At 35.1% G+C, this 21,952-nt stretch carries 26 protein-coding genes; 22 read left to right on the top strand and 4 right to left on the bottom strand.

The annotated features are described in order from the left end of the window. Positions 1 to 23 precede the first annotated feature (23 nt). Together TS1_RS09345 and TS1_RS09340 are read right to left on the bottom strand one after the other, a co-directional pair. The gene (locus TS1_RS09345; protein ID WP_068710092.1) at positions 24 to 506 is read right to left on the bottom strand and encodes a GNAT family N-acetyltransferase; all 483 of its coding nucleotides are present in this window, start codon (positions 504 to 506) and stop codon (positions 24 to 26) included. A 68-nt stretch (positions 507 to 574) separates the two neighbouring features. Further along, the gene (locus TS1_RS09340) at positions 575 to 1,501 is read right to left on the bottom strand and encodes a sugar-binding transcriptional regulator (RefSeq protein ID WP_068710091.1); all 927 of its coding nucleotides are present in this window, start codon (positions 1,499 to 1,501) and stop codon (positions 575 to 577) included. A gap of 168 nt (positions 1,502 to 1,669) precedes the next feature. Here TS1_RS09340 and TS1_RS09335 point away from each other — a divergent pair, with 168 nt between their 5' ends. The 15 genes from TS1_RS09335 (at position 1,670) to TS1_RS09265 (ending at position 12,985) form a co-directional block, all read left to right on the top strand. Next, complete coding sequence (locus tag TS1_RS09335) at positions 1,670 to 2,383, top strand: triose-phosphate isomerase (protein WP_068710089.1); 714 nt, start codon at positions 1,670 to 1,672, stop codon at positions 2,381 to 2,383. Continuing rightward, complete coding sequence (locus TS1_RS09330) at positions 2,367 to 2,885, top strand: YjbQ family protein (protein ID WP_068710087.1); 519 nt, start codon at positions 2,367 to 2,369, stop codon at positions 2,883 to 2,885. Before TS1_RS09335 ends, TS1_RS09330 begins: the two co-directional genes overlap by 17 nt. A 207-nt stretch (positions 2,886 to 3,092) precedes the next feature. After that, positions 3,093 to 3,932 (top strand): class II fructose-bisphosphate aldolase, encoded by an 840-nt coding sequence (locus tag TS1_RS09325; RefSeq protein ID WP_174519339.1) that lies wholly within the window; start codon positions 3,093 to 3,095, stop codon positions 3,930 to 3,932. Positions 3,933 to 4,133: 201 nt separating this feature from the next. After that, positions 4,134 to 4,931 (top strand): phosphonoacetaldehyde hydrolase, encoded by a 798-nt coding sequence (gene phnX, locus TS1_RS09320; RefSeq protein WP_068710084.1) that lies wholly within the window; start codon positions 4,134 to 4,136, stop codon positions 4,929 to 4,931. Positions 4,932 to 5,153: 222 nt separating this feature from the next. Further along, positions 5,154 to 5,774, top strand: coding sequence for a GNAT family N-acetyltransferase (locus TS1_RS09315; RefSeq protein ID WP_068710082.1), 621 nt, complete (start codon positions 5,154 to 5,156; stop codon positions 5,772 to 5,774). A gap of 306 nt (positions 5,775 to 6,080) precedes the next feature. Beyond that, positions 6,081 to 6,650 carry a hypothetical protein gene (locus TS1_RS09310; RefSeq protein WP_068710080.1) on the top strand — a complete coding sequence of 190 codons (570 nt, stop codon included), beginning with the start codon at positions 6,081 to 6,083 and terminating at the stop codon, positions 6,648 to 6,650. A 122-nt stretch (positions 6,651 to 6,772) separates the two neighbouring features. Then, positions 6,773 to 7,474, top strand: a complete 702-nt coding sequence (locus TS1_RS09305; protein ID WP_068710078.1) for a lantibiotic protection ABC transporter ATP-binding protein — start codon at positions 6,773 to 6,775, stop codon at positions 7,472 to 7,474. Then, positions 7,471 to 8,235 carry a lantibiotic immunity ABC transporter MutE/EpiE family permease subunit gene (locus TS1_RS09300; RefSeq protein ID WP_068710076.1) on the top strand — a complete coding sequence of 255 codons (765 nt, stop codon included), beginning with the start codon at positions 7,471 to 7,473 and terminating at the stop codon, positions 8,233 to 8,235. The genes TS1_RS09305 and TS1_RS09300 overlap by 4 nt, the downstream gene beginning before the upstream one ends. Beyond that, positions 8,228 to 8,974, top strand: coding sequence for an ABC-2 family transporter permease (locus TS1_RS09295; protein WP_068710074.1), 747 nt, complete (start codon positions 8,228 to 8,230; stop codon positions 8,972 to 8,974). Before TS1_RS09300 ends, TS1_RS09295 begins: the two co-directional genes overlap by 8 nt. 2 nt (positions 8,975 to 8,976) lie before the next feature. After that, a complete protein-coding gene (locus TS1_RS09290; RefSeq protein ID WP_068710072.1) occupies positions 8,977 to 9,648 on the top strand; it encodes a response regulator transcription factor in 672 nt (223 codons plus the stop codon). Further along, positions 9,627 to 11,000, top strand: a complete 1,374-nt coding sequence (locus TS1_RS09285) for a sensor histidine kinase (RefSeq protein WP_068710069.1) — start codon at positions 9,627 to 9,629, stop codon at positions 10,998 to 11,000. The genes TS1_RS09290 and TS1_RS09285 overlap by 22 nt, the downstream gene beginning before the upstream one ends. Before the next feature lie 407 nt (positions 11,001 to 11,407). Further along, a complete protein-coding gene (amaP, locus tag TS1_RS09280; RefSeq protein ID WP_068710068.1) occupies positions 11,408 to 11,968 on the top strand; it encodes an alkaline shock response membrane anchor protein AmaP in 561 nt (186 codons plus the stop codon). 12 nt (positions 11,969 to 11,980) lie between these two features. Continuing rightward, positions 11,981 to 12,205, top strand: coding sequence for a DUF2273 domain-containing protein (locus TS1_RS09275; RefSeq protein WP_068710066.1), 225 nt, complete (start codon positions 11,981 to 11,983; stop codon positions 12,203 to 12,205). Beyond that, positions 12,195 to 12,710: an Asp23/Gls24 family envelope stress response protein gene (locus tag TS1_RS09270; protein WP_068710064.1), complete on the top strand. Its 516-nt coding sequence runs from the start codon at positions 12,195 to 12,197 to the stop codon at positions 12,708 to 12,710. Before TS1_RS09275 ends, TS1_RS09270 begins: the two co-directional genes overlap by 11 nt. A 32-nt stretch (positions 12,711 to 12,742) precedes the next feature. Continuing rightward, positions 12,743 to 12,985, top strand: a complete 243-nt coding sequence (locus TS1_RS09265) for a GlsB/YeaQ/YmgE family stress response membrane protein (RefSeq protein WP_068710062.1) — start codon at positions 12,743 to 12,745, stop codon at positions 12,983 to 12,985. Between the two features lie 68 nt (positions 12,986 to 13,053). On the opposite strand, the gene TS1_RS09260 is transcribed toward TS1_RS09265, so the two are convergent. Next, positions 13,054 to 13,941 (bottom strand): LysR family transcriptional regulator, encoded by an 888-nt coding sequence (locus tag TS1_RS09260; RefSeq protein ID WP_068710060.1) that lies wholly within the window; start codon positions 13,939 to 13,941, stop codon positions 13,054 to 13,056. Positions 13,942 to 14,076: 135 nt separating this feature from the next. Here TS1_RS09260 and TS1_RS09255 point away from each other — a divergent pair, with 135 nt between their 5' ends. From TS1_RS09255 to TS1_RS09235, 5 genes are all read left to right on the top strand, one after another. Further along, positions 14,077 to 14,655, top strand: a complete 579-nt coding sequence (locus TS1_RS09255; protein ID WP_068710058.1) for a DapH/DapD/GlmU-related protein — start codon at positions 14,077 to 14,079, stop codon at positions 14,653 to 14,655. Positions 14,656 to 14,923: 268 nt separating this feature from the next. Beyond that, positions 14,924 to 15,427, top strand: a complete 504-nt coding sequence (locus tag TS1_RS09250; protein WP_068710056.1) for a VOC family protein — start codon at positions 14,924 to 14,926, stop codon at positions 15,425 to 15,427. Between the two features lie 230 nt (positions 15,428 to 15,657). Then, on the top strand, positions 15,658 to 16,158 hold the full coding sequence (locus TS1_RS09245) for a hypothetical protein (RefSeq protein ID WP_068710054.1): 501 nt from the start codon (positions 15,658 to 15,660) through the stop codon (positions 16,156 to 16,158). A 412-nt stretch (positions 16,159 to 16,570) separates the two neighbouring features. Then, positions 16,571 to 18,823 (top strand): ATP-binding cassette domain-containing protein, encoded by a 2,253-nt coding sequence (locus TS1_RS09240; protein WP_068710052.1) that lies wholly within the window; start codon positions 16,571 to 16,573, stop codon positions 18,821 to 18,823. A 53-nt stretch (positions 18,824 to 18,876) separates the two neighbouring features. After that, positions 18,877 to 19,344 carry a TspO/MBR family protein gene (locus TS1_RS09235; RefSeq protein ID WP_068710050.1) on the top strand — a complete coding sequence of 156 codons (468 nt, stop codon included), beginning with the start codon at positions 18,877 to 18,879 and terminating at the stop codon, positions 19,342 to 19,344. A 49-nt stretch (positions 19,345 to 19,393) separates the two neighbouring features. On the opposite strand, the gene TS1_RS09230 is transcribed toward TS1_RS09235, so the two are convergent. Further along, entirely contained in the window at positions 19,394 to 19,738 is a 345-nt protein-coding gene (locus tag TS1_RS09230) for an ArsR/SmtB family transcription factor (protein ID WP_068710047.1), read from the bottom strand. A gap of 203 nt (positions 19,739 to 19,941) precedes the next feature. Here TS1_RS09230 and TS1_RS09225 point away from each other — a divergent pair, with 203 nt between their 5' ends. After that, on the top strand, positions 19,942 to 20,943 hold the full coding sequence (locus tag TS1_RS09225; protein WP_068710107.1) for an NADP-dependent oxidoreductase: 1,002 nt from the start codon (positions 19,942 to 19,944) through the stop codon (positions 20,941 to 20,943). Between the two features lie 17 nt (positions 20,944 to 20,960). Beyond that, positions 20,961 to 21,635 (top strand): type 1 glutamine amidotransferase domain-containing protein, encoded by a 675-nt coding sequence (locus TS1_RS09220; protein WP_068710045.1) that lies wholly within the window; start codon positions 20,961 to 20,963, stop codon positions 21,633 to 21,635. Positions 21,636 to 21,952 lie beyond the last annotated feature (317 nt).

Raw genomic sequence — 21,952 nt, 5'->3', positions numbered from 1 at the left:
TCTATGAGAGTGAGCACTTTTAATTATAAATTTTTATACATAATATACATATCTGAATAACTCCCATCTTTCAAGCGGAATCCTGACGGAATGGTTCCAACAATCGCAAAATCAAATTTTTTGTAAGTGTGAATGGCCGCTTTATTAGAAGCGACAACGGCGTTAAACTGCATCCCTTGAAAGCCTGCTTGCTGTGCTTGTTCTAGCGAATCTTGAACTAAATGAGGAAAAATTCCATGCCCTCGAAATGCTTTATTCATACAATAACTTGTATTGGCTACATGGCTGCACCGGCCAATATTATTGGGATGCGTGACGTAAAAACCTGCGACTTGGTTTTCAATAATGAGATTTCTTACGATGGTTTGTTCCATCAGATATTTTTCAAAAGCTTCTTGCGTGAAAAGTTCTTCTCCTGGGAAGGCATTGCCATCTTTTAACACATCATTCCAAATAGAAGTCATTTGTGCAAGATACTCCGGCTGATAATCGGTAAAAGTAAACATGAGGATACTCCTTCGTTTGTTCATACTATTATGGTATCAGATTTATAATGAAAGGAAATACCTATTTCTTATAATGTTGCGGCAATTTCTGCATCAATAATTAAATGATCAATGATGGATTGCTGCAATAAATGTTGAATACTAGAAGCTTTTTCTTTTCCAGAAGCAACCACCACCACTTCTTTAATGTTCTTAAGGTCTTCTAACGTAACACCGATCATTTTTTGCGAGATATTCGTTGTTACAGCTTGTCCATTTTGATCAAAAAAGGTAGCTAGTATGTCTCCTACGACATGTTTTTCTTGCATTTCCTGTATATCTTTTTTGCTGAAATATCCTAACTTACGATAAGAAGAGGACTCAATTGGATTGCCCACTGCGGTAATGGCCATATCGACATTTTTTCCCTTGCGAATTATATTGTTGATAAACTGCGATTTATCAAAAGTTTCTTTCATCTCCAGACTTTCAGCGATGGCTGGAGCATAAAAATAGTCGACATCACAATTATATTTTTGCGATAAGATAAAAGCTAAATGATTGGATTGATTTTTAACATTGGAAACATCGACGCCTCCAATTAGAGGTACAATCGATAAATTCTCAAATGGGCGATAACTAGCAGCTTCAGCAAACTTATTTAATGTGGAGCCCCAACCAATTCCGAGACTGTTTATTTTTTTTAAATGATTTTCTACGAAAGTAGCGCATAAATTCCCGACTTCTTGTTTAGCTTCATCTTCGGAATCACTTGCCGAAGAAATTAAAACCGTCTTAAGCCCGTATTTTTTTGCAAGAAGTTCCTGTTGTTCAAAATTCATGATTTCTGAATCTTGAATAGAAATTTTGACAATTCCTCGCTCTACCGCCTCTTTAAGTAAGGTTGCAACAGTGGGCCTAGAGACGCCTAACTGTTTGGCTATTTCGGTTTGATTCACATTTTCCTTATAAAAAAGCAAAGCAGCTTTTACCATCATTTTATCTCTATTGTTCATCGTTAACTCCCATATCATTTCTTTTTATTAAAACATTATAGCACGCTTTCTTTACAATTGAAAAGTTAGTTGGCTTTTGTCAGTTTTTTGTTGACAATAAATTTTATGAAAGTTATACTGATTTATAACAAATGTAAAATTATTTTACAAATGGAAAGGAAGAGTGTGATGGAAATTCAAGCACCTTTTTTTGTTTTTAATCCCAAATCTTATTTTTATGGCGATCAGTTATTAAAACTAGCACAAAAGGCAGATTTTTTGGCAGAAAAATACCCTCATTTGACAATATTTATTACAGCACCTTACGCAGATTTAGCTAATATTGCCAAACAGACTCGACACATTATTGTGACAGCGCAACATATGGATGGGATTGAACCTGGAAGAGGCATGGGAGCTGTTTTACCTGAATCTATTTACCAGGCAGGTGTACGCGCAGTCTTTTTAAATCATGCAGAGCATCCTTTACAACTAGCAGAATTGGTCCAGTCCATAAAAAAAGCTAAGGAACTAGGCATTCAAACGATTGTATGCGCCGATTCTCTAGAAGAAGCCCGGGCGATTGCCGTATTAAAACCGGATGTTTTACTTTGTGAGCCAACAGAATTAATTGGTAGTGGAAAAACCAGTGATGAAAGTTATATTCAAGAAACAAATAAAGCGATAAAAGAAATAGATCCCGACATTTTTATCTTACAGGCTGCTGGTATCAGTACACCAGAAGACGTTTATCACACTTTACAATTAGGTGCAGATGGTACGGGATGTACAAGTGGAATTACTGAAGCAGATGAGCCAGCAAAAATGTTAGAAAAAATGATTGAAGCTGTTAACCGAGCCTATGAACAAAGAAAGGAAAAGCATAATGAAAATAGAACATGAATCATTACAAATTGAATCAAATGGCAAACGTGTTACTTATTCAGATATTACAGAAAAGGTAAGACAGATTATTCAAGCGACCGGTGTGCAAGATGGGTTATGTGTCGTTAGTTCCCAACATACAACTTGTTCAGTTATCTTTGAAGAATTTGTTCATGATAAAGACTGGAATGGAGATGAGTTATTACAAGTAGACCTTAATCATATTTTAGATAAAATGATTCCTCGGCAATTAACTGAAAGCGATTACCTATATCCTGGAGCTGAACATGTGCAGTTTTTAGAAGAACTTTCTCAGCAAAAAGCTGATTATCCCAACGATTTAACCACGATTTTAAATGCAGATGCTCACTTACGAGCTTCTCTTTTTGGTTCAAGTCAGACCCTCATCATTAAAGAGGGTGAGCCCTTGATTGGTTCAGTAGGCTATATTTATTTTGTCGACTGGGACCAAAATCGCAAACGCAATCGGACATGCAATCTACTAGTCATGGGCAACTAACTAAAAGCGCTTTTATGTCGTGTGTTAGGAAGTGATTACAGTCAGTCAATCAAATGATGTTTTAGGAAACTTTTGTCCGATAGCAAAAAAACGGACAAAATAACATTAAAGTTTTGTCCGAAAATACTGAATGGGACAGACAAACATAGAACTTCTGTCTTACAAACCTATAAGTGATAAAATAAACGATTTTGAAGGAGAGACATTATGTTAGTTCATTCTAAAAAAATATTACTTGAAGCTAAAAAAGAAAACTTTGCGGTTCCAGCTACGAATTTTATTGATTTAGATAGTGCTCGTTCTTATGTGACAGTAGCTGAAAAAAGAGGATTGCCGTTAATTCTTGCTTATGCTCAATCGCATAGCGAAATTTTATCCATCGAAGAGGCGGCTTTAATTGGTAAATTTTTGGCTGAAAAAAGCAAAGTTCCGATCGTTCTTCATTTGGATCATGGTGAAGATACCGATTTTATTTATAAGGCTATTGACTTAGGTTTTCGTTCAGTGATGATTGATGCATCCAGAGAAGATTTTCATGACAATATCGCACTTACGAAAAAAGTTGTAGATTATGCCCATCAGTTGGATGTGACTGTGGAGGCAGAATTAGGACATGTGGGTTCGAATGATTTTTCCGAATTACCAAGTGTTACCGATTCTATCTATACAGAAGTAGAGGATGTTTTAGAATTTGTGGAGCAAACAGAAGTCGATTCTTTAGCTATCTCTATAGGGACAGCACACGGCATTTACCAAGGCGCACCTGAGATTAATTTTGATCGACTAAAAGAGATCGACGAGCGCACTGAAATTCCTCTAGTTCTACATGGCGGTTCTTCTAGCGGAGACGCAAACTTGTATTATTGCGCCACTCATGGCATTAGCAAAGTAAATATCTTTTCAGATTTTATTAATGACGCTTTTTCTGCAATTCATACTCAACAACCGCAGGATTATTTAGCTTTAAAAAATATTGCAAATCAAACGATGGAAAAAGTTTTAGACCATTATTATGATGTTTTTGCCACTCAGCCAATTTATATCTAAAATTTTGTATAGAGTTCCTCTATTATCTTTACTAAAATTGCTCTTTTCCTGAATTTTCGTGCTGATATCTGCAAAGTTACGATAGGAGTCGATTCTACCCATCCAAATTTCATCAGACTATTGACGGTATCTGCCTAATCAGTCAATATAGTAGACATAACTTTGAAGCTAATGGTGCACTGAAACTAGGGGGAGTAAAAGATTTCAAAAGTAGAAGGAGTTATTTTTGATTGGGCTGGAACGACCGTTGATTTTGGTTGTTTTGCGCCGGTGAAAGCTTTTATTGAAACATTTCAAAAATATGGGATTGCTGTAACAGTGAAAGAAGTAAGAGAACCGATGGGGTTAAGTAAAAACGAACATATCCGTCACATGTTAGCCATGCCTCGAATTAATAACCTTTGGCAAAGCACATTTGGTAAAAAAGCCAATGAGCAAGATGTACAACAACTTTATCAAATATTTACGGAATTGATTTTATCTGTTTTGCCTTCTTATACCGATCCGATTCCAGAGGTTGTAGAGACAATTAATGAACTTAAAAGAGCGGGGATAAAGATCGGCTCAACCACTGGCTATACTAAAAAGATGATGGAAGTTGTCATACCAAATGCGCGTAACAAAGGATATGAAGTAGACGCTTGTTACACTGCAGAAGACACGAATGGTTTGGGGCGGCCTTTTCCTTATATGATTTTTCGCAACATGGAAGTCTTAAAAATGTCAGCTACAAAACAGGTGGTTAAAGTAGGAGATACCTTACAAGATTTAAAAGAGGCACAATATGCAGGTGTCTGGTCTGTAGGGGTAATTATAGGAAGTTCAGAATTAGGGTTAACCCTGGGAGAGTTTGAATCATTATCTAAAAAAGAACAAAAGGAAAAAATTCAAGCGACACGAGAAATTTTCTTACGACATGGGGCAGATTTTACCATCGAGACGATGAGTGAACTGACACAAGTGATTTCTAAAATCAATCAACGAATGGAAAGTAAATAAAAATGAGCAAAAATTTTTTAAATTCCACTTGAAGTTAGCTGTACTTCAAGCGGTTTTTTATATTGTCGGAGAACGACAAAAAATACGCTAAAAGTCTGAGGAAAAATAGGAATAAATCGGATAATATATAATAAAAGGCGCAATGAATGTTTCGACCTGTGGAACATTTTTAGTGCTTAACAAGGAAGTAGAAGTTGAATAAAAAAACTAGGAGGAATATTTTTGTATTTTCGTCAAGCCGATAAAGAAGATCTGGTCAAAGTTACTGAGTTATTAGCAGAATCTTTTTTAGATTACCCTTTATTTTGCGTGATTGAGGAAGATCAAGAAAAAAGGTATTCGCTAGTTTATGAGCTGCAATATATTAATACTAAGTTATACATTGCTAAGCATCAGTGCTTTGTCGTCATGGACGACAGGAAATTGATAGGTGCAGCATTACTAAAGGATTTACAAAAGGATCATAAAGATTTTTGGTCTTATATTTATTTGGGATTTTTTCGTCTGCTTAAAAAAGGGTTAATGGTTAAAGCGATACAATACTTGAAATTGATGAATGGAACTAGTGTTTTCAGTCAACAAGAGAATGCTTGGTACTTGGATTCTTTCGCTGTTTCTAAAACAGCACAGGGACTGGGTTTAGGTAGTGAGATATTGCAATGCGTCATTTTTTCTTATATTAAAGAACATGGCGGAGGCAAATTATTTTTGTCTACTAATACGGAATGGAATCGAAAATTTTATCAAAAGAACGGCTTTGACGAATATAAAGAAACAGAATTAACGCTAAACGAACATAGTGTAAAAGATTGGAGCTACCGTAAAAAAATTCCAGGAAAATAAAGCTAATCTGATTCTTTTTAAATTTACATAAGATAGAACGAGCCTTGTAAATACTATAATTATGTTTTTATAAGGCTCTTTTAAGAGTGTCTCAAGAAAAAATTTTTTTATAAGATTGATATAAAAAAGCAATGATTTAAACGACAAGATAGGAGCTTAAAACCGGCAAATGAAAATACTTTCTTAAATTTAATTTTTATCCTATACTATAAACGCACAGTTGTTCTTTTTAACGCTATTATTAGACAATCAAGTCAAAGGAACAGCCCATTGAAATAAACAAGTAAAAGCGAGGAGGAATAAGGCGTGGACGTGATGAGTATTATAAATGCTATCAGTTCGATTGGTACTTTTGCTATGGCACTTTTTTACTTTGTCTCTGTTTCGATACAACTTTATCAAATGCGCTTAGGTTTTAGCCCGGCATTAGGGATTGGTCAGACATTTCTGGTAGAAGATAAAGGTATATTTAAATTGCAAAGCGCAACGAATCTATTGGACGAAGAAAAAGGCGGACTTAGTTATTTTAGTTTATATAATTTAGGCGGCGGAACTGCCCGGCATATCACCATTGATATTTATTTAAATAAAACAATGTTATTACAAGAAAAATATGTACATATTTTGCCAGGAAACGAGAATTACTTGCTTCCTATAAATGAAAAAGTGCATAAAGTATTGGAACAACCACAGATGAAAGATAATAAAGAGATGGAGTTCATGATAACGTTGAAGTACAAGAGTAGTGTCAAGCAGAGATGGCATCACGCGGCATTAATTGCACAATTTGATGCCTTTACTGATACGAAAAAAGAAGCGTCCGTTTATGAAATTCAATTTATAAATGAGGAAGATTATGCAAATAAGGATAACTAATTAGAAGCAAAACAATATTTTTGTAGCTATTTAAAAGCTACAGAAATATTGTTTTTTTTATGCAATAATTATATTTTAATTATTTTTTTTATTTAACCTTTTGATAGAAAGGAGAGTATCAGATGAAAAATATTATTGAAACCCATCAGCTTACTAAAAAATTTAAAAAGGAAACTGTCCTAAAAAATGTCTCGATTCATGTAAAAGAGCATTCTGTCTATGGCCTACTTGGCCCCAATGGTGCTGGTAAATCTACGCTCTTAAAGTTACTCACCGGGGTGTTAAAGCCTAGTTCTGGAAAAGTTTTTTATCAAGGGGCAATTTGGCAGAAAAAAGATTTAAAAAATATTGGCGCGATGATTGAAGGCCCGGCCATTTACCCAAATCTTACGGCTTATGAAAATTTAAAAGTACTGGCTACGCTTTTAGCAATTAATGATCAACGAATTCCGCAAGTATTACAGACCGTCGATCTTAAAAATACAGGAAATAAAATTGTCAAGCACTTTTCATTGGGAATGAAACAACGGCTCGGGATTGCAATGGCACTTTTAAATCAACCTGAATTATTAATTTTGGATGAACCTACAAATGGTCTTGATCCACTTGGAATACAAGAACTACGTGAACTTATCCGCTGGTTTCCTAGTCAGGGAATTACCGTGATTTTGTCCAGTCATATTTTAAACGAAGTCCAGCAGATGGCAGATACGGTAGGGATTGTTTATCATGGTCAGCTAAAATATGAAAATAAAAATGATCCTCAGAAAGCTAATTTGGAAAAATTATTTATGGAAATCATTAAGGGAGGCGATGAGCAATGAAAGTATCTCGTTCTGTAGAAACTGAATGGTTAAAAGAAAAACGTTCGGCCAATCGTAAGTTATTATGGCTAGCCCCGCTTAACTTTGTTCTGCTTAGTTTTGGCTTAGTATTATTAATGGGCCCTAGTCCAGATGGAAAACATAGCTACATCGTAGCGGCCACTTTTAATTGGTATTCTTTACTTATTTTGCCGGTGATTCTTACTTTATTAGTAACAAATCTTTTAAAAAAAGAAAAAACAGTGAATCAAGTTTTCTACCGTACCACTGGAGCGGGTCTTAAAGAACAGATTATAGGTAAAAATATAGTTGCCATGATTGAAATTATCTTTATTTTATTGATTTCAACGATTTTTATTTTCTTTATAGGTAAAAGTTTGTTAAAGGAAAACCTTTCTGCTATACAATTAACAACCGCTGCCATCTATTTGATTGTTGGTAGTTTACCCGTAATGAGTTTAAGCTTTATTTTGTATCGGTTTTTGAATCAGACACTGGTACTGCTGATTAACTTTATTTTAGGAAATGTGGCCGCTGTTGTGGCGGTTGAATCCTGGTGGTGGTTATTTCCTTGGAGTTATAACTTACGTATGATGGCTCCTGCCTTAGGTGTACATCCGAATGGGACATTTTTGCCGGCAGGAGATCCCTTGTTAAACCAAGATGCGCTGCTTATTGGCGTAGGGATGGCTTTTATTGTCTATTTGCTTTTGCTGTCGGTTCAGTTATTCATGGCAAGGAGAGTGGAAAACCATGGCTAGATATATTTATGCTCATTGGTTGAAAACAAAAAATACGCCTCTACGCTTAATCTGTGGGATTTTAACCGTGTTGTACGCTTTGATCCTTTTCTTTTATTTTTATACGCACCAACGGCTTGCATTAACGGCCTTTACTGAATATAGGATATTCTTTTTATTTTTAACGATTTGTACCTTATTTACGTTGAGTGTGGTTATTCCATTATTATTGACTCCTGATAGAGCTGCTGGCATTTTTGCAAACGAATTACGCATTGGTATCTCTCGTACGAAGCTATTTATTAGTCGTTTCTTATTGATTCTTTTATTAGTGGCTGGTGTCCAGTGTTTGTCGGTTTTCATATTTACTATTTTAGAAGCTGTTTTTCTCGGTCATATCATTACGATAAGCCTATTGCTGCTTTTTATGGGGACTTCCTTCTTATTTTTGTTGCCAATGATTTCTTTTTATCAATGGCTGGCTTTACGTTTTCATTATTCGGGGACCTTACTAGCGGGTATCTTTTTTACGCTGACAAGTATTTTACTTGGAACCACTGGACTAGGAACTTTTATTTGGTTATTTCTTCCTTGGGTCTGGCCGATTCGTTTGATTTATTATGAAATTTCTCCTTCTTTTGATGTTATTTCCGATTATGGTTTTTTAGGCTTTCTTTCTTTTTTATTAACTATTGTTCTTATGGCAATTGTCGTCTTTTGGTACAATAGCTGGGAAGGTAAAACGAGTTTGGAGGATTGACAATGGCTCATATTTTAGTGATTGATGACGACCGCGACCTATTAAAAATGATTGCTCAGGCGCTCAAAGCAAAATATCAACTAACATTGATGGATAACGTAAAAGATTTGGACCGTAATCATCTGTCGAAATATGACCTGCTGATTTTAGATGTTATGATGCCAGACAAAAATGGTTTTGAATTTTTAAGGGAAAATCGTTATTCTATCGATGCTCCTGTACTTTTCTTGACGGCTCGTGATTTTGAAGAGGATAAATTAGAAGGATTTGCTTCTGGCGCAGATGATTACATCACAAAACCTTTTTCGATAAAAGAATTGCGGGCACGGGTGGAAGCACACCTGCGACGTGAACAAAGAGAAAAGCATATCCGATTAATAGATGCCCCCATTGAATGTGATTTGATTCAAAAGAAATTTTTCGTTAATCAACTGCCCATTGCACTTACTGTCTCTGAATTTGAAATCTGTCTGTTTCTTTTGCGGCATCGCGGACAGGTTTTTGCTAAAGAAGATATCTATACTTCTGTTTACGGATTTGATGCTCTAGGTGATAGTCAGACGTCCATTACGGAGCGGATCAAACAAATCCGCAATAAATTTGAAAAATATCAAGTCAATCCGATTCAAACAGTTTGGGGAGTGGGTTACCAGTGGCAAATCGAACATCTTTAAGAAAAATAATTATTAAGTTGACGTTAATTGAATTATTTTATACCATTTTTATCTTGTTTACATTGATTGCTAGCTTTAATTTGTCTATCAATTTAGGCCTTATTTACCCTGCCAATCATGCTGAAAGGCAGCTTCCTGCACTTAAAGAACAATTTGTAAACGAAAAATTAAGAAAAAAAGATATTCCTAGTTATTACGAATATCAATTAACAGAAAATGGTAGTACTAGTCAAACGATTCCCCCAAAATTTGCTCCTTTAATAAGCAAAGCAAAAGAAAATGGTTACAGTCAAACGGATAGTTTTATCGCAACCAGAGTTTTTGTTGACTATAAAAAAGAAAATCGCGAGTTGGTACTTAGTTACCGTCTAATGGCTACTTTTGTTTCAGAAAAATTAGATCGCATCCTACCGCCGCCTGAGATTATTTATTTTGTATTTTTTCTTCTATTATGGCTTAGCGGATTTTTACTTATTATACAACACTATGTTTCACGACTTCGTTTAGAGCTAGCTAAAGTAAGTAAAATCAACGAAGAGATAAAAAGGATGAACCTTGATTATACGAAAGAAAAAAGCCAAGTTAGAGAAGTGCAAGAGATGTTGGATTCATTAGACAATATGAACAAGCATTTAAAACAAGCTTTGAAAAAGCAGTGGGCTGCTCAACAACACCAAAAAGAATTGGTCCAATCGGTCACTCATGATATTCGGACACCCATTACTTTGGTCAAAGGGAATCTTGAATTACTGGAAGAAAATCAGATGTCAACTTCTCAAAATGAACAGTTGGCTGATTTGACAAACGGCGTAAAACGCTTGGAACAATATGTAGAACAGTTAAAAGTCATTAGTGGAATTATGGAGGAAAATTCTACTAGAAAGTCGATCGACTCCAGTGTTCTTAGGGAATGGATAAACTTAGCGACTGGTTTAACGAAAAACCATAACATGGATTTACAAATACTAAGACAAGATACGAGTACATTCGCTGTTGATAAAAAGCAGCTGACCAATGCGCTTCAGAATGTCATTGTTAATAGCATAGAACATTCTTTGCCTTATAGTCAATTGACCCTATCGTTTGAAGATGATTCTGATAAGTACAGAATTATTGTGCAAGATCAAGGGAGTGGCTTTAGTAGTCAGGCCTTAAAACAAGCGGCTAAGCGGAATTTTACAACAAATAATCGTTCAGAAGAGGTTCATTACGGATTGGGGTTATCTATTGTGGATGAAATTGTGACCCATCACAATGGCAAATTAAAAATGGAAAACGTCCTTACTGACGGAAAAGTAGTGGGCGCTAAAGTGATCATGATTTTATATAAAGCTAATACATTGGTAATTTAAATTTTGCGATTTGAAGAAAGGCAACTTGTAAAAATTGTTAAGAACAAAATAGCAAGGAAAAGCGAGATTACGCTCGCTTTTTTTTTGATAAACATAGAAAATGGTTATTGCTGGCAGTTTGAAGATAATTAGAATATAATAAAAGCAAGTTAAGTAAGGTTGTTTTGAAAGGAAGTAAGCTTTTTTATTTGCGTAGTTTTTAAATAATTCGAAGCCGTATCGTTGCATACTTTTTGTCAAAATGACCTTCTTTATGTATGATAAAAATAGCAATTGGTATAAAAAACAGCGAACTCGTTATTCTAAAGTAGAAAGATGGATAATAATTTATCAATCGCTTTGTAAAGTGTAAAGTAAAAAGATCATTGAGTGTTTTTATCAACATCATAAGCAGAGAGGGTGAAGTAATGGGAAAAATGCGCAAGCTTTTATTTAGTATTTTATTGCTCGGTTTATTTATTACATTGTTTTTTGTCTTTATCGAAAATCAACAAGCCATTCATCTACCTGTTCGTTTTATTTCGATGTATGATTATCCGGGGATTGAACCTTATGTTCAACCTGTATTATTTTGGTTAAGCGCTGTGTTTATTGTTATTGCTGTGTTGCTTTTAATTGTTACTATTTTTTATCCGAAAAAAAGTAGCACACTAACCGTTGAACATAAAAATGGGACTTTAAAAATTCAAAGAAGGGCTATTGAAAATTTTGTATTAAAAATCGTGCAAAAAGAACCGTTTATTGAAAATCCTATGGTAAAAGCCAAGATGTCTAAGAAAAAGATTCGGATTAAAATCGCAGGAAATATGCGTAAAACAATGAGTGTTCCAGAAAAACAAGAAGAACTTATTGATGAAGTAAAAAATGAAGTTTCTAATTTAATGGGCACTACCGAAAATATTGAAACTGAAGTTCGTTTACAAGATTATCAAAAAGATAGCGCAAATCAACAAAACAAGGTACAATAAGGAGGTTGTCGGATGGATGAGTTCTTTCAACAATACAAATATGGAATTCTTGGCGGCGGGGTTGGCTTAATATTGGCAATTCTTTTGTTAACCATTGGCTTTTTAAAAACGTTACTAGTGATTGTTTGTATTTTGTTGGGCACTTATATCGGATTTTATTTAAATTCGATCGGGTTTTTGGATCGTTTTAAAAAAATAATAGATAACAACATCGGAGGAAAAGACTATGGAGAATAAAACAAATAGTTCAGAAACAAAACAAATGTCAGGAGAACTAACTTTTTCAGATAAAGTGATTCAAAAAATTATTGGGTTTGCTTTAGCAGACATTGATGGTTTGTTGACAATCGATGGTGGTTTTTTCTCAAATATTGCAGAAAAATTAGTAAACACCAACGATGTAACCACAGGTATTCATACTGAAGTTGGTAAAAAACAAGTAGCAGTAGACATGGATATTGTGGTGGAATTTGGTAAAGATGTGCGAAAAATATATGATGAAGTCAAGGAAATTATTTCCAGTGAAGTCAGTCAAATGACACACTTAGAAGTGGTTGAAGTCAATGTGAATGTCGTTGATATTAAGTCTAAAGAACAATATCAAGAAGAAAGTGAAACTGTCCAAGACAAAGTAAGCGATGCTGCTAGCTCAACGGGTCGTTACATTTCAAAACAAACGAGCAAAGCAACGAAAAAAGCAAAAAATGAAGCACAAGCAAGGACAGAACCTAGAGTAGAATAGTTTATATAATAAAAAACAAGGAGTGAAATATTATGGGATTTATTTGGTCATTAATTGTGGGTGGAATTATCGGTGCGATTGCAGGAGGCATCACTAAAAAGGGTGCTTCGATGGGTATTATCGCAAACGTAGTTGCTGGTTTAGTAGGTTCAGCCTTAGGACAAGCTTTATTAGGTAGTTGGGGACCTTCTTTGGCCGGCATGGCACTGATTCCTTCCATTGTTGGAGCTATTATTTTAGTGATTGTTGTTTCTTTCTTTTTAAATAAAGCTTAGAAAGAAATGACAACTATGCAAAAATTTTAAACAGCAAGACCAACGAAAAAATTGGTCCTGCTGTTTTTTTAATTTGATAAGTTCAAGTTTGTACGGAGTTGTTCCAAAAATGCTTGGGCAGCACTGGAAAAAATCTGATGCTTTTTCCAGATAATATTTAGGTTGGTGGTTAACTGAGGAATTAATGGTCTAAAGCACAGATTACTGTCGCCGGTTGTGTTAATCAGATGATCCAGGCATAAGACATAACCTAGCTTTTCTTCTGCCATAAGAGCAGCATTATAGAGTAGATTATAGGTACCGATAATGTTTAAATCTTCCATGCTTTTTCCTAACCATCCAGATAACTCACTATCCACAGAAGTTTGTCGTGAGATAATTAAAGGTTTATCGAGCAATTCTTTTGGATTAATGGCGGTTTGTTCTGCCAAAGGACTATTTTTATGCATTAAAACACCCCAAGTGTCGATGGCAGGCAACTGTATATAGTCATATTTTTTCTTATCCGCAGGTTCAATCACAATGCCGAAATCGAGGAGCCCGCTGTCTAATTTATCCATAATGTCATCAGCATTTCCACTATATAGATGAAATTGGACAGCAGGATAATTGTCGAGTAATTTTTTCAAAGATTTTGCGATGACACACATCGCTTTTGTTTCTCCTGCTCCAATGTAGACTTCTCCGCTCAATGTTTCTTCTTGTTGACTAAAATTAGCTGTTGTTTTATCTACTAATCCAACAATTTCTTTTGCTTTTTTTAATAAAAATATTCCTTCTGGCGTCAAACTCACCTTGCGATTGCCTCTAATAAATAAGGTCGTATTCAATTCTTCTTCCAGATCGCTTAGTTGTCTAGATAAAGTAGGCTGAGAGATATGCAGGTATTGCGCAGCTGCTGAGATATTCTGTTGGTTTGCTACCGCAATAAAATAGCGTAATAAACGAATTTCCATAATAATTCTCCTATGCTTATTTTGTATGGATTGGTATTTACTATAAGTATTTGCTATCTGTATCCTAACATTTTATGATGATAGGGTATAGCTATTTTTGCATGATTTTTTTAGAAATAGGAGGTAAGGATGTAAGTGGAACTACAAGAACTTTTAACAAATATGACAGCAGCAGGTGCGCTTTACCCAAATACTAAAGAACATAAAGCAATGAACGAAGTATCACAACAAGCACGTCATTTATGTGCTAAATTAAATACCGGTATTTATAACGATGAAGAAATCAGACAGCAGATGTCACAGATTACCGGACAAGAACTCGATGAAAGTTTTTCCTTATTTTTACCTTTTACGACAGATTTTGGTAAGAACACCAAGATAGGTAAAAATGTATTTATTAATTCAGGTTGTCGTTTTCAAGATCAGGGAGGAATTACGCTTGGTGACCAAACTTTATTGGGACATAATGTTATTTTAGCGACAATTAACCACGACTATGACCCAGATAAACGCGGAATTATGCATTTAGCACCAATCGTATTAAAAGAAAAAACTTGGATCGGTTCCCACTCTACAATTCTTCCTGGAGTCACTATAGGAGAAAATTCGATTGTAGCTGCAGGTTCAGTGGTAACTAAAGATGTAAAAGCCAATACAATTGTCGGAGGCAATCCTGCGAAGTTTATTTGCAATTTGGAGGATAAAATAAAATAAAAATCAGATGCCTTTTAAGCATAATTAGTATGTATTATAAGTATTTGTTATGTGATTCTATCCTTATTATAATAAAATGGAAATGGTAAAACTTAGCGGTTTTTTTAATAACAATTCAGTAAAATACATTAAAGGGCAGATATGGTAAAATATAAGAGAATTAAGTTGATAAATATTCTCTTTTAGTAACAATAATTTTATGATTATTGAACGTTTTTTAAGATTAAATACGTAAAAAACTAATGTCTGAAAAAGGAGGTAATTTCAAATGCAAAAAATCGTCACCAACTTGTGGTTTGATAACCAGGCAGAAGAGGCAGCAAAATTTTATGTTTCGTTATTTAAAAACAGCTCTATTCATAGGATGACTTACTACGATTCTTCAGGAGCGAAGGTTTCAGGGATGCCGAAAGGCTCGGTGCTAACTGTGGAATATTCGTTGGATGGACAGGAATATATTGCAATCAACGGCGGACCTGCCTTTACGTTTACACCAGCGGTTTCATTGATGGTCAATTGTGATACACAAGAAGAAATTGATCGACTATGGACAGCTTTTTGTAAAGAAGGAAAACCAGAAGAGTGTGGTTGGTTGACTGATAAATTTGGTCTGTCTTGGCAAATTGTACCTACCAAATTAAATGAACTACTTGCAGATTCAGATCCTGAAAAAGTTGAAAATGTAAATCGTGCCGTGCTTTCAATGGTCAAGCTAGACATTGCACAGTTGGAAAAAGCGGCTTCGTCTGATACACAAGAAGATTTGTTTTGATAATTCATCCATTCATTTAAATTAATGAAAAAGTTCGCTAGAGTTTTGCGCTGATATTACTTAGCCTATCCTAGCGAACTTTTTATTCAAAATATTGCAGCAATTTTTTGAATTTCTCGTCTATTCCTTTAAATACCGTTTGTTTTAAAAAAATACGTTTTTTGCAAAAAATTTGGGTGCTTTTTAGGAATATGATACCCTAAAGAAGGTTAAATAAAGGGGGGATTTTAATGAGATATTTAAAAATAACGACGATTGTTTTAGCGTCTACCATGTTACTAATGGGATGTACTCAGCAAACAACGTCTGAAAATAATGAAGATAACGAGGTCACAGTAACTTCAGAAACTTTACAATCAACTGAACAAAGGTCAACCGAAACAGAACAGTCTTCTTCGATAAGTTCTGAAGCAACGGAAGAGTCCGCAGAGGAGACGGTAGAAGTTTCTACAGAAGAAACTGATGAAACTTCTGCTGATATTTCACAAAATTCTGAAGCAGAAAACGATGTTGTTGATTTTGAAGAGGGCGATGCTTTGCAAGATACCATTGATTTGGAAGGTTTAACTATGGAAACAGCTACTGATAATCCAAACAAAAGAGTACTACTATTTTCTAACGATGAAGGACAAAAAGAATATAAAAGTGTATTTATTAAACAAAAAAATCGTTTGAAAATCATCGACATAAAAAATGACGATTTATTGTTGAACGAAGAACTTGCTGTATAAATGAATAAAAGCATTACCTGAGATTGAAAACATGGGGAGTGAAAAATAAAAGCATTACCTAATATTGAAAACATGGGGAGTGAAAAATAAAAGCATTACCTGATATTGAAAACATAGGTAATGAATATGAAAAACGCTCCCTCATATTGGGAAAAAAAGAAAGAATAAACAGAAAATAATTGAAAAACGATGAAACATAGGTAATAAAAAGGAAAAACATTACCTGATATTAAAAACATGGGGAGTGAAAAACAAAAACACTCCCTGTTCCAATCATTAATAAAAAAGTCAGATTTACAAACTTATTACTTTTTGTAAATCTGGCTTTTTTTACTCCAAAGATCTAAAGTGGTCTAAAAACTAAATTTAGATGAAACGTGTTATAATATAGGTATATTTGGAGGCCTATGCGATGGAATATATCAAAATAAAAAACGCTAAACAAAATAACTTAAAAGACGTCACAGTAGAAATTCCTAAACATCAGTTAACGGTTGTGACAGGAGTTTCTGGTTCGGGAAAATCTTCTCTTGTGTTTGATACTTTAGCAGCAGAGTCAAGAAGAGAATTGAATGATACTTTTAGTAGTTATGTGCAGGCATACTTGCCTAAATATGGTCGACCTGAAGTGGAGAAAATTGAAAACTTATCTGTTTCTATTATGATTGAACAACAGAAAGTTTCGGCAAATTCTCGTTCCACGGTAGGAACCTATACTGACATTTATACCTTCTTACGTTTACTATTTTCGCGGGTTGGGAAACCATTTATCGGCTATTCAGACACTTTTTCTTTTAACCATCCGGACGGAAAATGTCCGACTTGTGATGGATTGGGAAAAGTCACCGACATTCATCTGGAAAAATTGGTGGATTTTGATAAATCGTTAAATGAAGATCCCATAGATTTCCCGACCTTTCACAAAGGAAAGTGGCGCTGGAAGCGGTATGCGGATAGTGGTTTATTTGATTTGGATAAAAAAATTAAAGATTATACACCTGAAGAATGGGATTTATTCTTTTATGCACCTCAACAACAAGTAAAAGATGCGCCGGCCGAGTGGCCGCATACGGCATTATACGAAGGCATTGTTCCTAGAGTAAAAAGAAGTATCATCAATTCTGATGAAGGACATCGTCACCAAAAACAATTGGACCGTTTTGTAACTGTCAAAGAATGTCCAGATTGTCATGGAACTCGAGTCAATGAAAGAGTCAGAAGTTGTAAAATAGCAGGAAAAAACATCGCTGATGTGGTTAGTATGTCATTAGAACAGTTAAAAGAATTTGTTACTGCTATTTCTGATCCTCTAGCTGTGAATGTAAAATCGGAAATTATGTTGCGTATACAAGCGTTAATTGATATTGGTTTGTCTTATCTGACTTTGGAAAGAGCGACCGGAACCTTATCAGGCGGCGAAGCACAACGAATAAAAATCGCAAAGTATATCAACAGTTCACTAAACGATATTATGTATATTTTAGATGAGCCTAGCGCAGGGTTGCATCTACAAGATATTGAGCGAATTAGTCAAGCTTTGCTTGCGATAAGAAATAAAGGAAACACAGTCGTCTTAGTGGAACATCATCCACAATTAATCAAGATGGCGGACTATATTGTAGATTTAGGACCTAAAGCCGGTGAAAGTGGTGGCAAGATTCAATTTGCAGGCCCCTACGAACAATTTTTACAAGCCAATACAATGACCAGCAAGGCCTTGCAAGCAAATGTTTCATTGAACACTACGCCTAGAGTGGTTAAAGAAACATTAGCAATAAAAAACGCGAATTTGCATAACCTGAAAAATCTTTCGGTTGATATTCCTTTAGGTGTTTTAACAGTTATTTGTGGTGTTGCCGGATCTGGAAAATCCTCTTTAGCCAATGTTATCTACCAAAAAATTGTGGAACGAGAACAAGAACTTGTCTATATTTCACAAAAAAATATCGGTGTGAATTTGAGGTCGACACCGATGACCTATTTAAATATTTTTGATAAAATCCGTTCATTATTTGCCAAAGAAAACAATGTAAGTCCTGCTTGGTTTAGTTATAATTCTAAAGGCGCCTGTCCAAGATGTAAGGGTAAAGGAATTATCGTTTCGGATATGTCTTTTATGGAAGATGTCACAACGGTTTGTGAATTATGCCATGGCACGCGCTATAACGAAGAAGCGACGAAGTATTTATATCATGGAAAAACCATTGTAGGCGTGTTGGATATGAATGTGAAAGAAAGTTTTGAATTCTTTAAAGATCAACCTTTTTCCAAAGAATTAAAACAACTTTTAGATGTGGGATTGGGCTATTTAAAATTAAATCAATCATTAACGACATTATCTGGCGGTGAATTGCAGCGTTTAAAATTGGCAGATAATTTACATCGCGAAGGAACGATATATCTATTAGACGAACCAACAGACGGCTTGCACTTAGATGATATTCAGCAGCTTTTAGACCTATTTGAACAAATGGTAGATGAAGGCAATAGTATTATTTTACTAGAACACCATATGAGTGTTATTAAACGAGCAGATTGGGTGATAGAAATCGGTCCTGAAGGTGGGGACAAAGGTGGCTATCTTACGTTTTCCGGAACAGTTCAAGACTTAGTAAAAACTGACAATACGGTTACTGCCCCTTATTTGATAACAAATAAAGAATAATTTTGAAAAAATCGGAAGACGCCTAGCAGAAATTCATTGAGGAGGAAATACTTATGAGAAAGTGGGTCGTTTGGTTAATAAGTGTCGTTGGTATTGAATTAACAGGGATTATTTCGGGTTTTTTTGCAGGAGATATTCAAAGTGTTTATCAACAATTACAAAAACCACCCTTATCTCCGCCGGGAAATATTATCGGTTTGGTGTGGACTATATTATACGCAATGATGGGAACTGCGCTATTTTTATTGATTGTCTCTAAAGTTTCAAAGAAGATGAAAGCTTCCGCCATTACGCTTTTTGCCATCCAGCAAATCTTAAATTTTTCATGGAGTATTCTTTTCTTTGGTGGAAATCATTATTGGGTCGCAAGCTTTGTAATTATTGCTCTTATTACCATGATTTTTTTCTGTATGCGTGTGTTTTATTTTATCAATAAGGCAGCTAGTTTTTTATTTGCTCCCTATTTGGTCTGGTGTTTTTATGCCGGTTATTTGTGTTTGGGGTTAGCTATTTTAAATTAACAAAAAAGGGAAGAGAAAAGTCCAATCATCGACTTTTTTTCTTCCTTTTTTACTGATTTTCTTCTTTAGCTTCTAGCAAAACTAACAGATGGTCGATTAATTTTTTCATATCTTTGACGTTATCAATCATATTGGAAAAATAATAATAGTTTTTGGTGCCTTCACTGCGAATCGAGACAATATTTGCTTGTTTTAAAATATTTAAGTGGTGTGAAACTGCCGGTCTAGATAATTGGGTGATTTCAGTTAAATCGATAACACGTAATCCGTCACAAGATTCTTGCTCTAATAAAGCCATAATAATAAGTTGTCGTTTTTCATCACCTAAAGCTAAAAGAAAATCCCTGGTGTCAGCAAACTCTGTTTTTAGTTGTTGTAAATCTTGCTTTTCCATGGCGCTCTCCTCTTTGGTTTATTCGTTCAATCAATTAAACCATTGTTTGTTTTGAATGTCAAACCGCCATTTAACCGTTCCAATTATAATAAATGAGTAAAACAAAGTCATTGACTTATGTGTAAAAAAAGCATAGTATGAGTCTCATGAATTCAATGGTTTAAACCTTTGAACGGTTAGGAGGAAAAAAAGTGCCACAAACGATGAAAGCGATGGGAATTTCTCAATATAAACAAGAAAAATTAGAAGAATTAACCTTGCCGATACCCGAAATTTCAGAAAATGAAGTATTGGTGGAGATTGTTGCTGCAAGTATTAATCCTATCGATCTTAAAATCCGTGATGGAAAACTAAAAATGTTATTACATTATGATATGCCTCTAGTTTTAGGCAATGACTTTGCCGGACGAATTGTAAAAGTAGGCGATAAGGTGACGAAATTTAAAGTTGGCGATGAAGTTTATGGTCGACCGCAAAAGTCTAAAATCGGAACATTTGGTGAATATCTAGGTATTGATCAAGGGGATATTGCATTGAAGCCTAAGAATCTTTCCTTTGAAGAAGCTGCATCGATTCCTTTGGTTGGCTTAACAAGCTATCAAGCGCTACATGATATTATGCAAGTACAAGCAGGAGATAAAGTTTTAATTCAGGCAGGTTCGGGCGGCATTGGCACGATTGCGATTCAGTTAGCTAAATTAATGGGCGTCTATGTCGCTACCACAGCAAGTAATCGAGGCAAGGATTTAGTAACTCGTCTAGGTGCAGATCAAATGATTAACTATCGTGAAGAAAATTTTGCGGAAGTTTTAAGTGATTTTGACGATGTTTTTGATACTTTAGGAGGGCAAAATTTAAGCGATGGCTTTAAAATCTTGAAGCCAGATGGAAAAATAGTAACGATCAGTGGAACACCTAATGCTCGTTTTGGCAAAAAATACGGCGTAGGCTGGTTTAAAACAATGTTATTTAGCCTCGCTTCATTTAAATTGACTCGTTTAGAAAAGAAATATGGCGTGCACTATCATTTCTTATTTATGAAACCAAGTGGGGCACAGTTGGAAATTTTACGTGATTATTTCGAAGATGGGAAGTTGGAACCTATTGTGGATCGTGTATTTTCCTTTGAACAAACGCAAGAAGCAGTTGAATACTCAGAGTCTGGACATGCGAAAGGGAAAATTATTATTAAAATAAAGGAATGATGAAGGGAGGAGACTTGATGAAAAAAATTCTCGTTGTATTAACAAATACAGTAAAATATGGCGAAAAAAATGCAGCGACTGGTTTATGGCTAGGCGAAGCCACCGAATTTGTCGCTGAAGTGCAAAAACAGGGATTTGAGGTAGATTACGTAAGTCCCCAAGGTGGTTTTGTTCCTTTAGACCCACGTAGTATGAAATCCATCGACGATGAATCCTTTGCTATTTATGAACAACGCCAATTTCAAGAAAAAGCACTAGCTCACTCATTGAAACCTAGCGAAGTGACGCCTGCTGATTATTGTGGGATTTATTACACAGGGGGTCATGGCGTAATGTGGGATTTTCCGAATAATCCAGAATTAGAAAAAATTAGTTTACAAATTTATCAGAATAATGGATATGTCATGTCCGTTTGTCATGGTATCGCGGGCTTGTTATTTATGAAAGATAACGATGGCGAATATTTTGTAAAAGGTAAAAAGATTACAGGCTTTACGACAACAGAAGAACACCTGAGTGGAAAAAGTTCCGTCGTTCCATTTTATAATGAGAAAGTCGCCGAAGAACATGGGGCCGAATTTGACAAAGCAAGAGCCTTTAAATCATTTGCCGTACAAGACGGACGAATCATCACAGGACAAAATCCCTTTTCTGCCAAAGCTGTAGCGGAAAAATTTTTAGAGAATATATAGCTTATTGAGAAAAAAAGCGCTGAAATTCTTTTTTATAAGAGTTTTAGCGTTTTAGTTTTTATTGGATAGTAATGGATTGGAGGCAACTCTTACGACGTGCTCCCAATCTATAAAATGTTGGAGGCAACTCTTACGATGTGCCCCCAATCCATAAAATATTGGAGGCAACTCTTACGATGTGCCCCCGATCTATAAAATATTGGAGGTAACTTTTACGATGTCCCTCCGATCTATAAAACATTGGAGGTAACTCTTACGATGTGATACCAATCTGTAAAATATTGGGACCAACTTATCTTTCATTAAAAAATCCTGAA

The sequence above is a fragment of the Tetragenococcus solitarius NBRC 100494 genome, assembly GCF_001544195.1.
Taxonomy (GTDB): domain Bacteria; phylum Bacillota; class Bacilli; order Lactobacillales; family Enterococcaceae; genus Tetragenococcus; species Tetragenococcus solitarius.
The sequence above is the reverse complement of the archived record's forward strand: the minus strand, read 5'-3'. Positions and strand labels throughout refer to the sequence as shown.

Excerpts from the sequence above, each read along its gene's own strand:
- TS1_RS09240 (WP_068710052.1), top strand. The coding sequence starts at position 16,571 with ATGGAATATATCAAAATAAAAAACGCTAAACAAAATAACTTAAAAGAC.
- TS1_RS09335 (WP_068710089.1), top strand. The coding sequence starts at position 1,670 with ATGGAAATTCAAGCACCTTTTTTTGTTTTTAATCCCAAATCTTATTTT.
- TS1_RS09260 (WP_068710060.1), bottom strand. The coding sequence starts at position 13,941 with ATGGAAATTCGTTTATTACGCTATTTTATTGCGGTAGCAAACCAACAG.
- TS1_RS09340 (WP_068710091.1), bottom strand. The coding sequence starts at position 1,501 with ATGAACAATAGAGATAAAATGATGGTAAAAGCTGCTTTGCTTTTTTAT.
- TS1_RS09265 (WP_068710062.1), top strand. The coding sequence starts at position 12,743 with ATGGGATTTATTTGGTCATTAATTGTGGGTGGAATTATCGGTGCGATT.
- TS1_RS09270 (WP_068710064.1), top strand. The coding sequence starts at position 12,195 with ATGGAGAATAAAACAAATAGTTCAGAAACAAAACAAATGTCAGGAGAA.
- TS1_RS09300 (WP_068710076.1), top strand. The coding sequence starts at position 7,471 with ATGAAAGTATCTCGTTCTGTAGAAACTGAATGGTTAAAAGAAAAACGT.
- amaP (WP_068710068.1), top strand. The coding sequence starts at position 11,408 with ATGGGAAAAATGCGCAAGCTTTTATTTAGTATTTTATTGCTCGGTTTA.
- TS1_RS09330 (WP_068710087.1), top strand. The coding sequence starts at position 2,367 with ATGAAAATAGAACATGAATCATTACAAATTGAATCAAATGGCAAACGT.
- TS1_RS09250 (WP_068710056.1), top strand. The coding sequence starts at position 14,924 with ATGCAAAAAATCGTCACCAACTTGTGGTTTGATAACCAGGCAGAAGAG.
- TS1_RS09290 (WP_068710072.1), top strand. The coding sequence starts at position 8,977 with ATGGCTCATATTTTAGTGATTGATGACGACCGCGACCTATTAAAAATG.
- TS1_RS09225 (WP_068710107.1), top strand. The coding sequence starts at position 19,942 with ATGAAAGCGATGGGAATTTCTCAATATAAACAAGAAAAATTAGAAGAA.
- TS1_RS09220 (WP_068710045.1), top strand. The coding sequence starts at position 20,961 with ATGAAAAAAATTCTCGTTGTATTAACAAATACAGTAAAATATGGCGAA.
- TS1_RS09305 (WP_068710078.1), top strand. The coding sequence starts at position 6,773 with ATGAAAAATATTATTGAAACCCATCAGCTTACTAAAAAATTTAAAAAG.
- TS1_RS09345 (WP_068710092.1), bottom strand. The coding sequence starts at position 506 with ATGTTTACTTTTACCGATTATCAGCCGGAGTATCTTGCACAAATGACT.
- TS1_RS09230 (WP_068710047.1), bottom strand. The coding sequence starts at position 19,738 with ATGGAAAAGCAAGATTTACAACAACTAAAAACAGAGTTTGCTGACACC.
- TS1_RS09245 (WP_068710054.1), top strand. The coding sequence starts at position 15,658 with ATGAGATATTTAAAAATAACGACGATTGTTTTAGCGTCTACCATGTTA.
- TS1_RS09275 (WP_068710066.1), top strand. The coding sequence starts at position 11,981 with ATGGATGAGTTCTTTCAACAATACAAATATGGAATTCTTGGCGGCGGG.
- TS1_RS09325 (WP_174519339.1), top strand. The coding sequence starts at position 3,093 with ATGTTAGTTCATTCTAAAAAAATATTACTTGAAGCTAAAAAAGAAAAC.
- TS1_RS09235 (WP_068710050.1), top strand. The coding sequence starts at position 18,877 with ATGAGAAAGTGGGTCGTTTGGTTAATAAGTGTCGTTGGTATTGAATTA.
- TS1_RS09295 (WP_068710074.1), top strand. The coding sequence starts at position 8,228 with ATGGCTAGATATATTTATGCTCATTGGTTGAAAACAAAAAATACGCCT.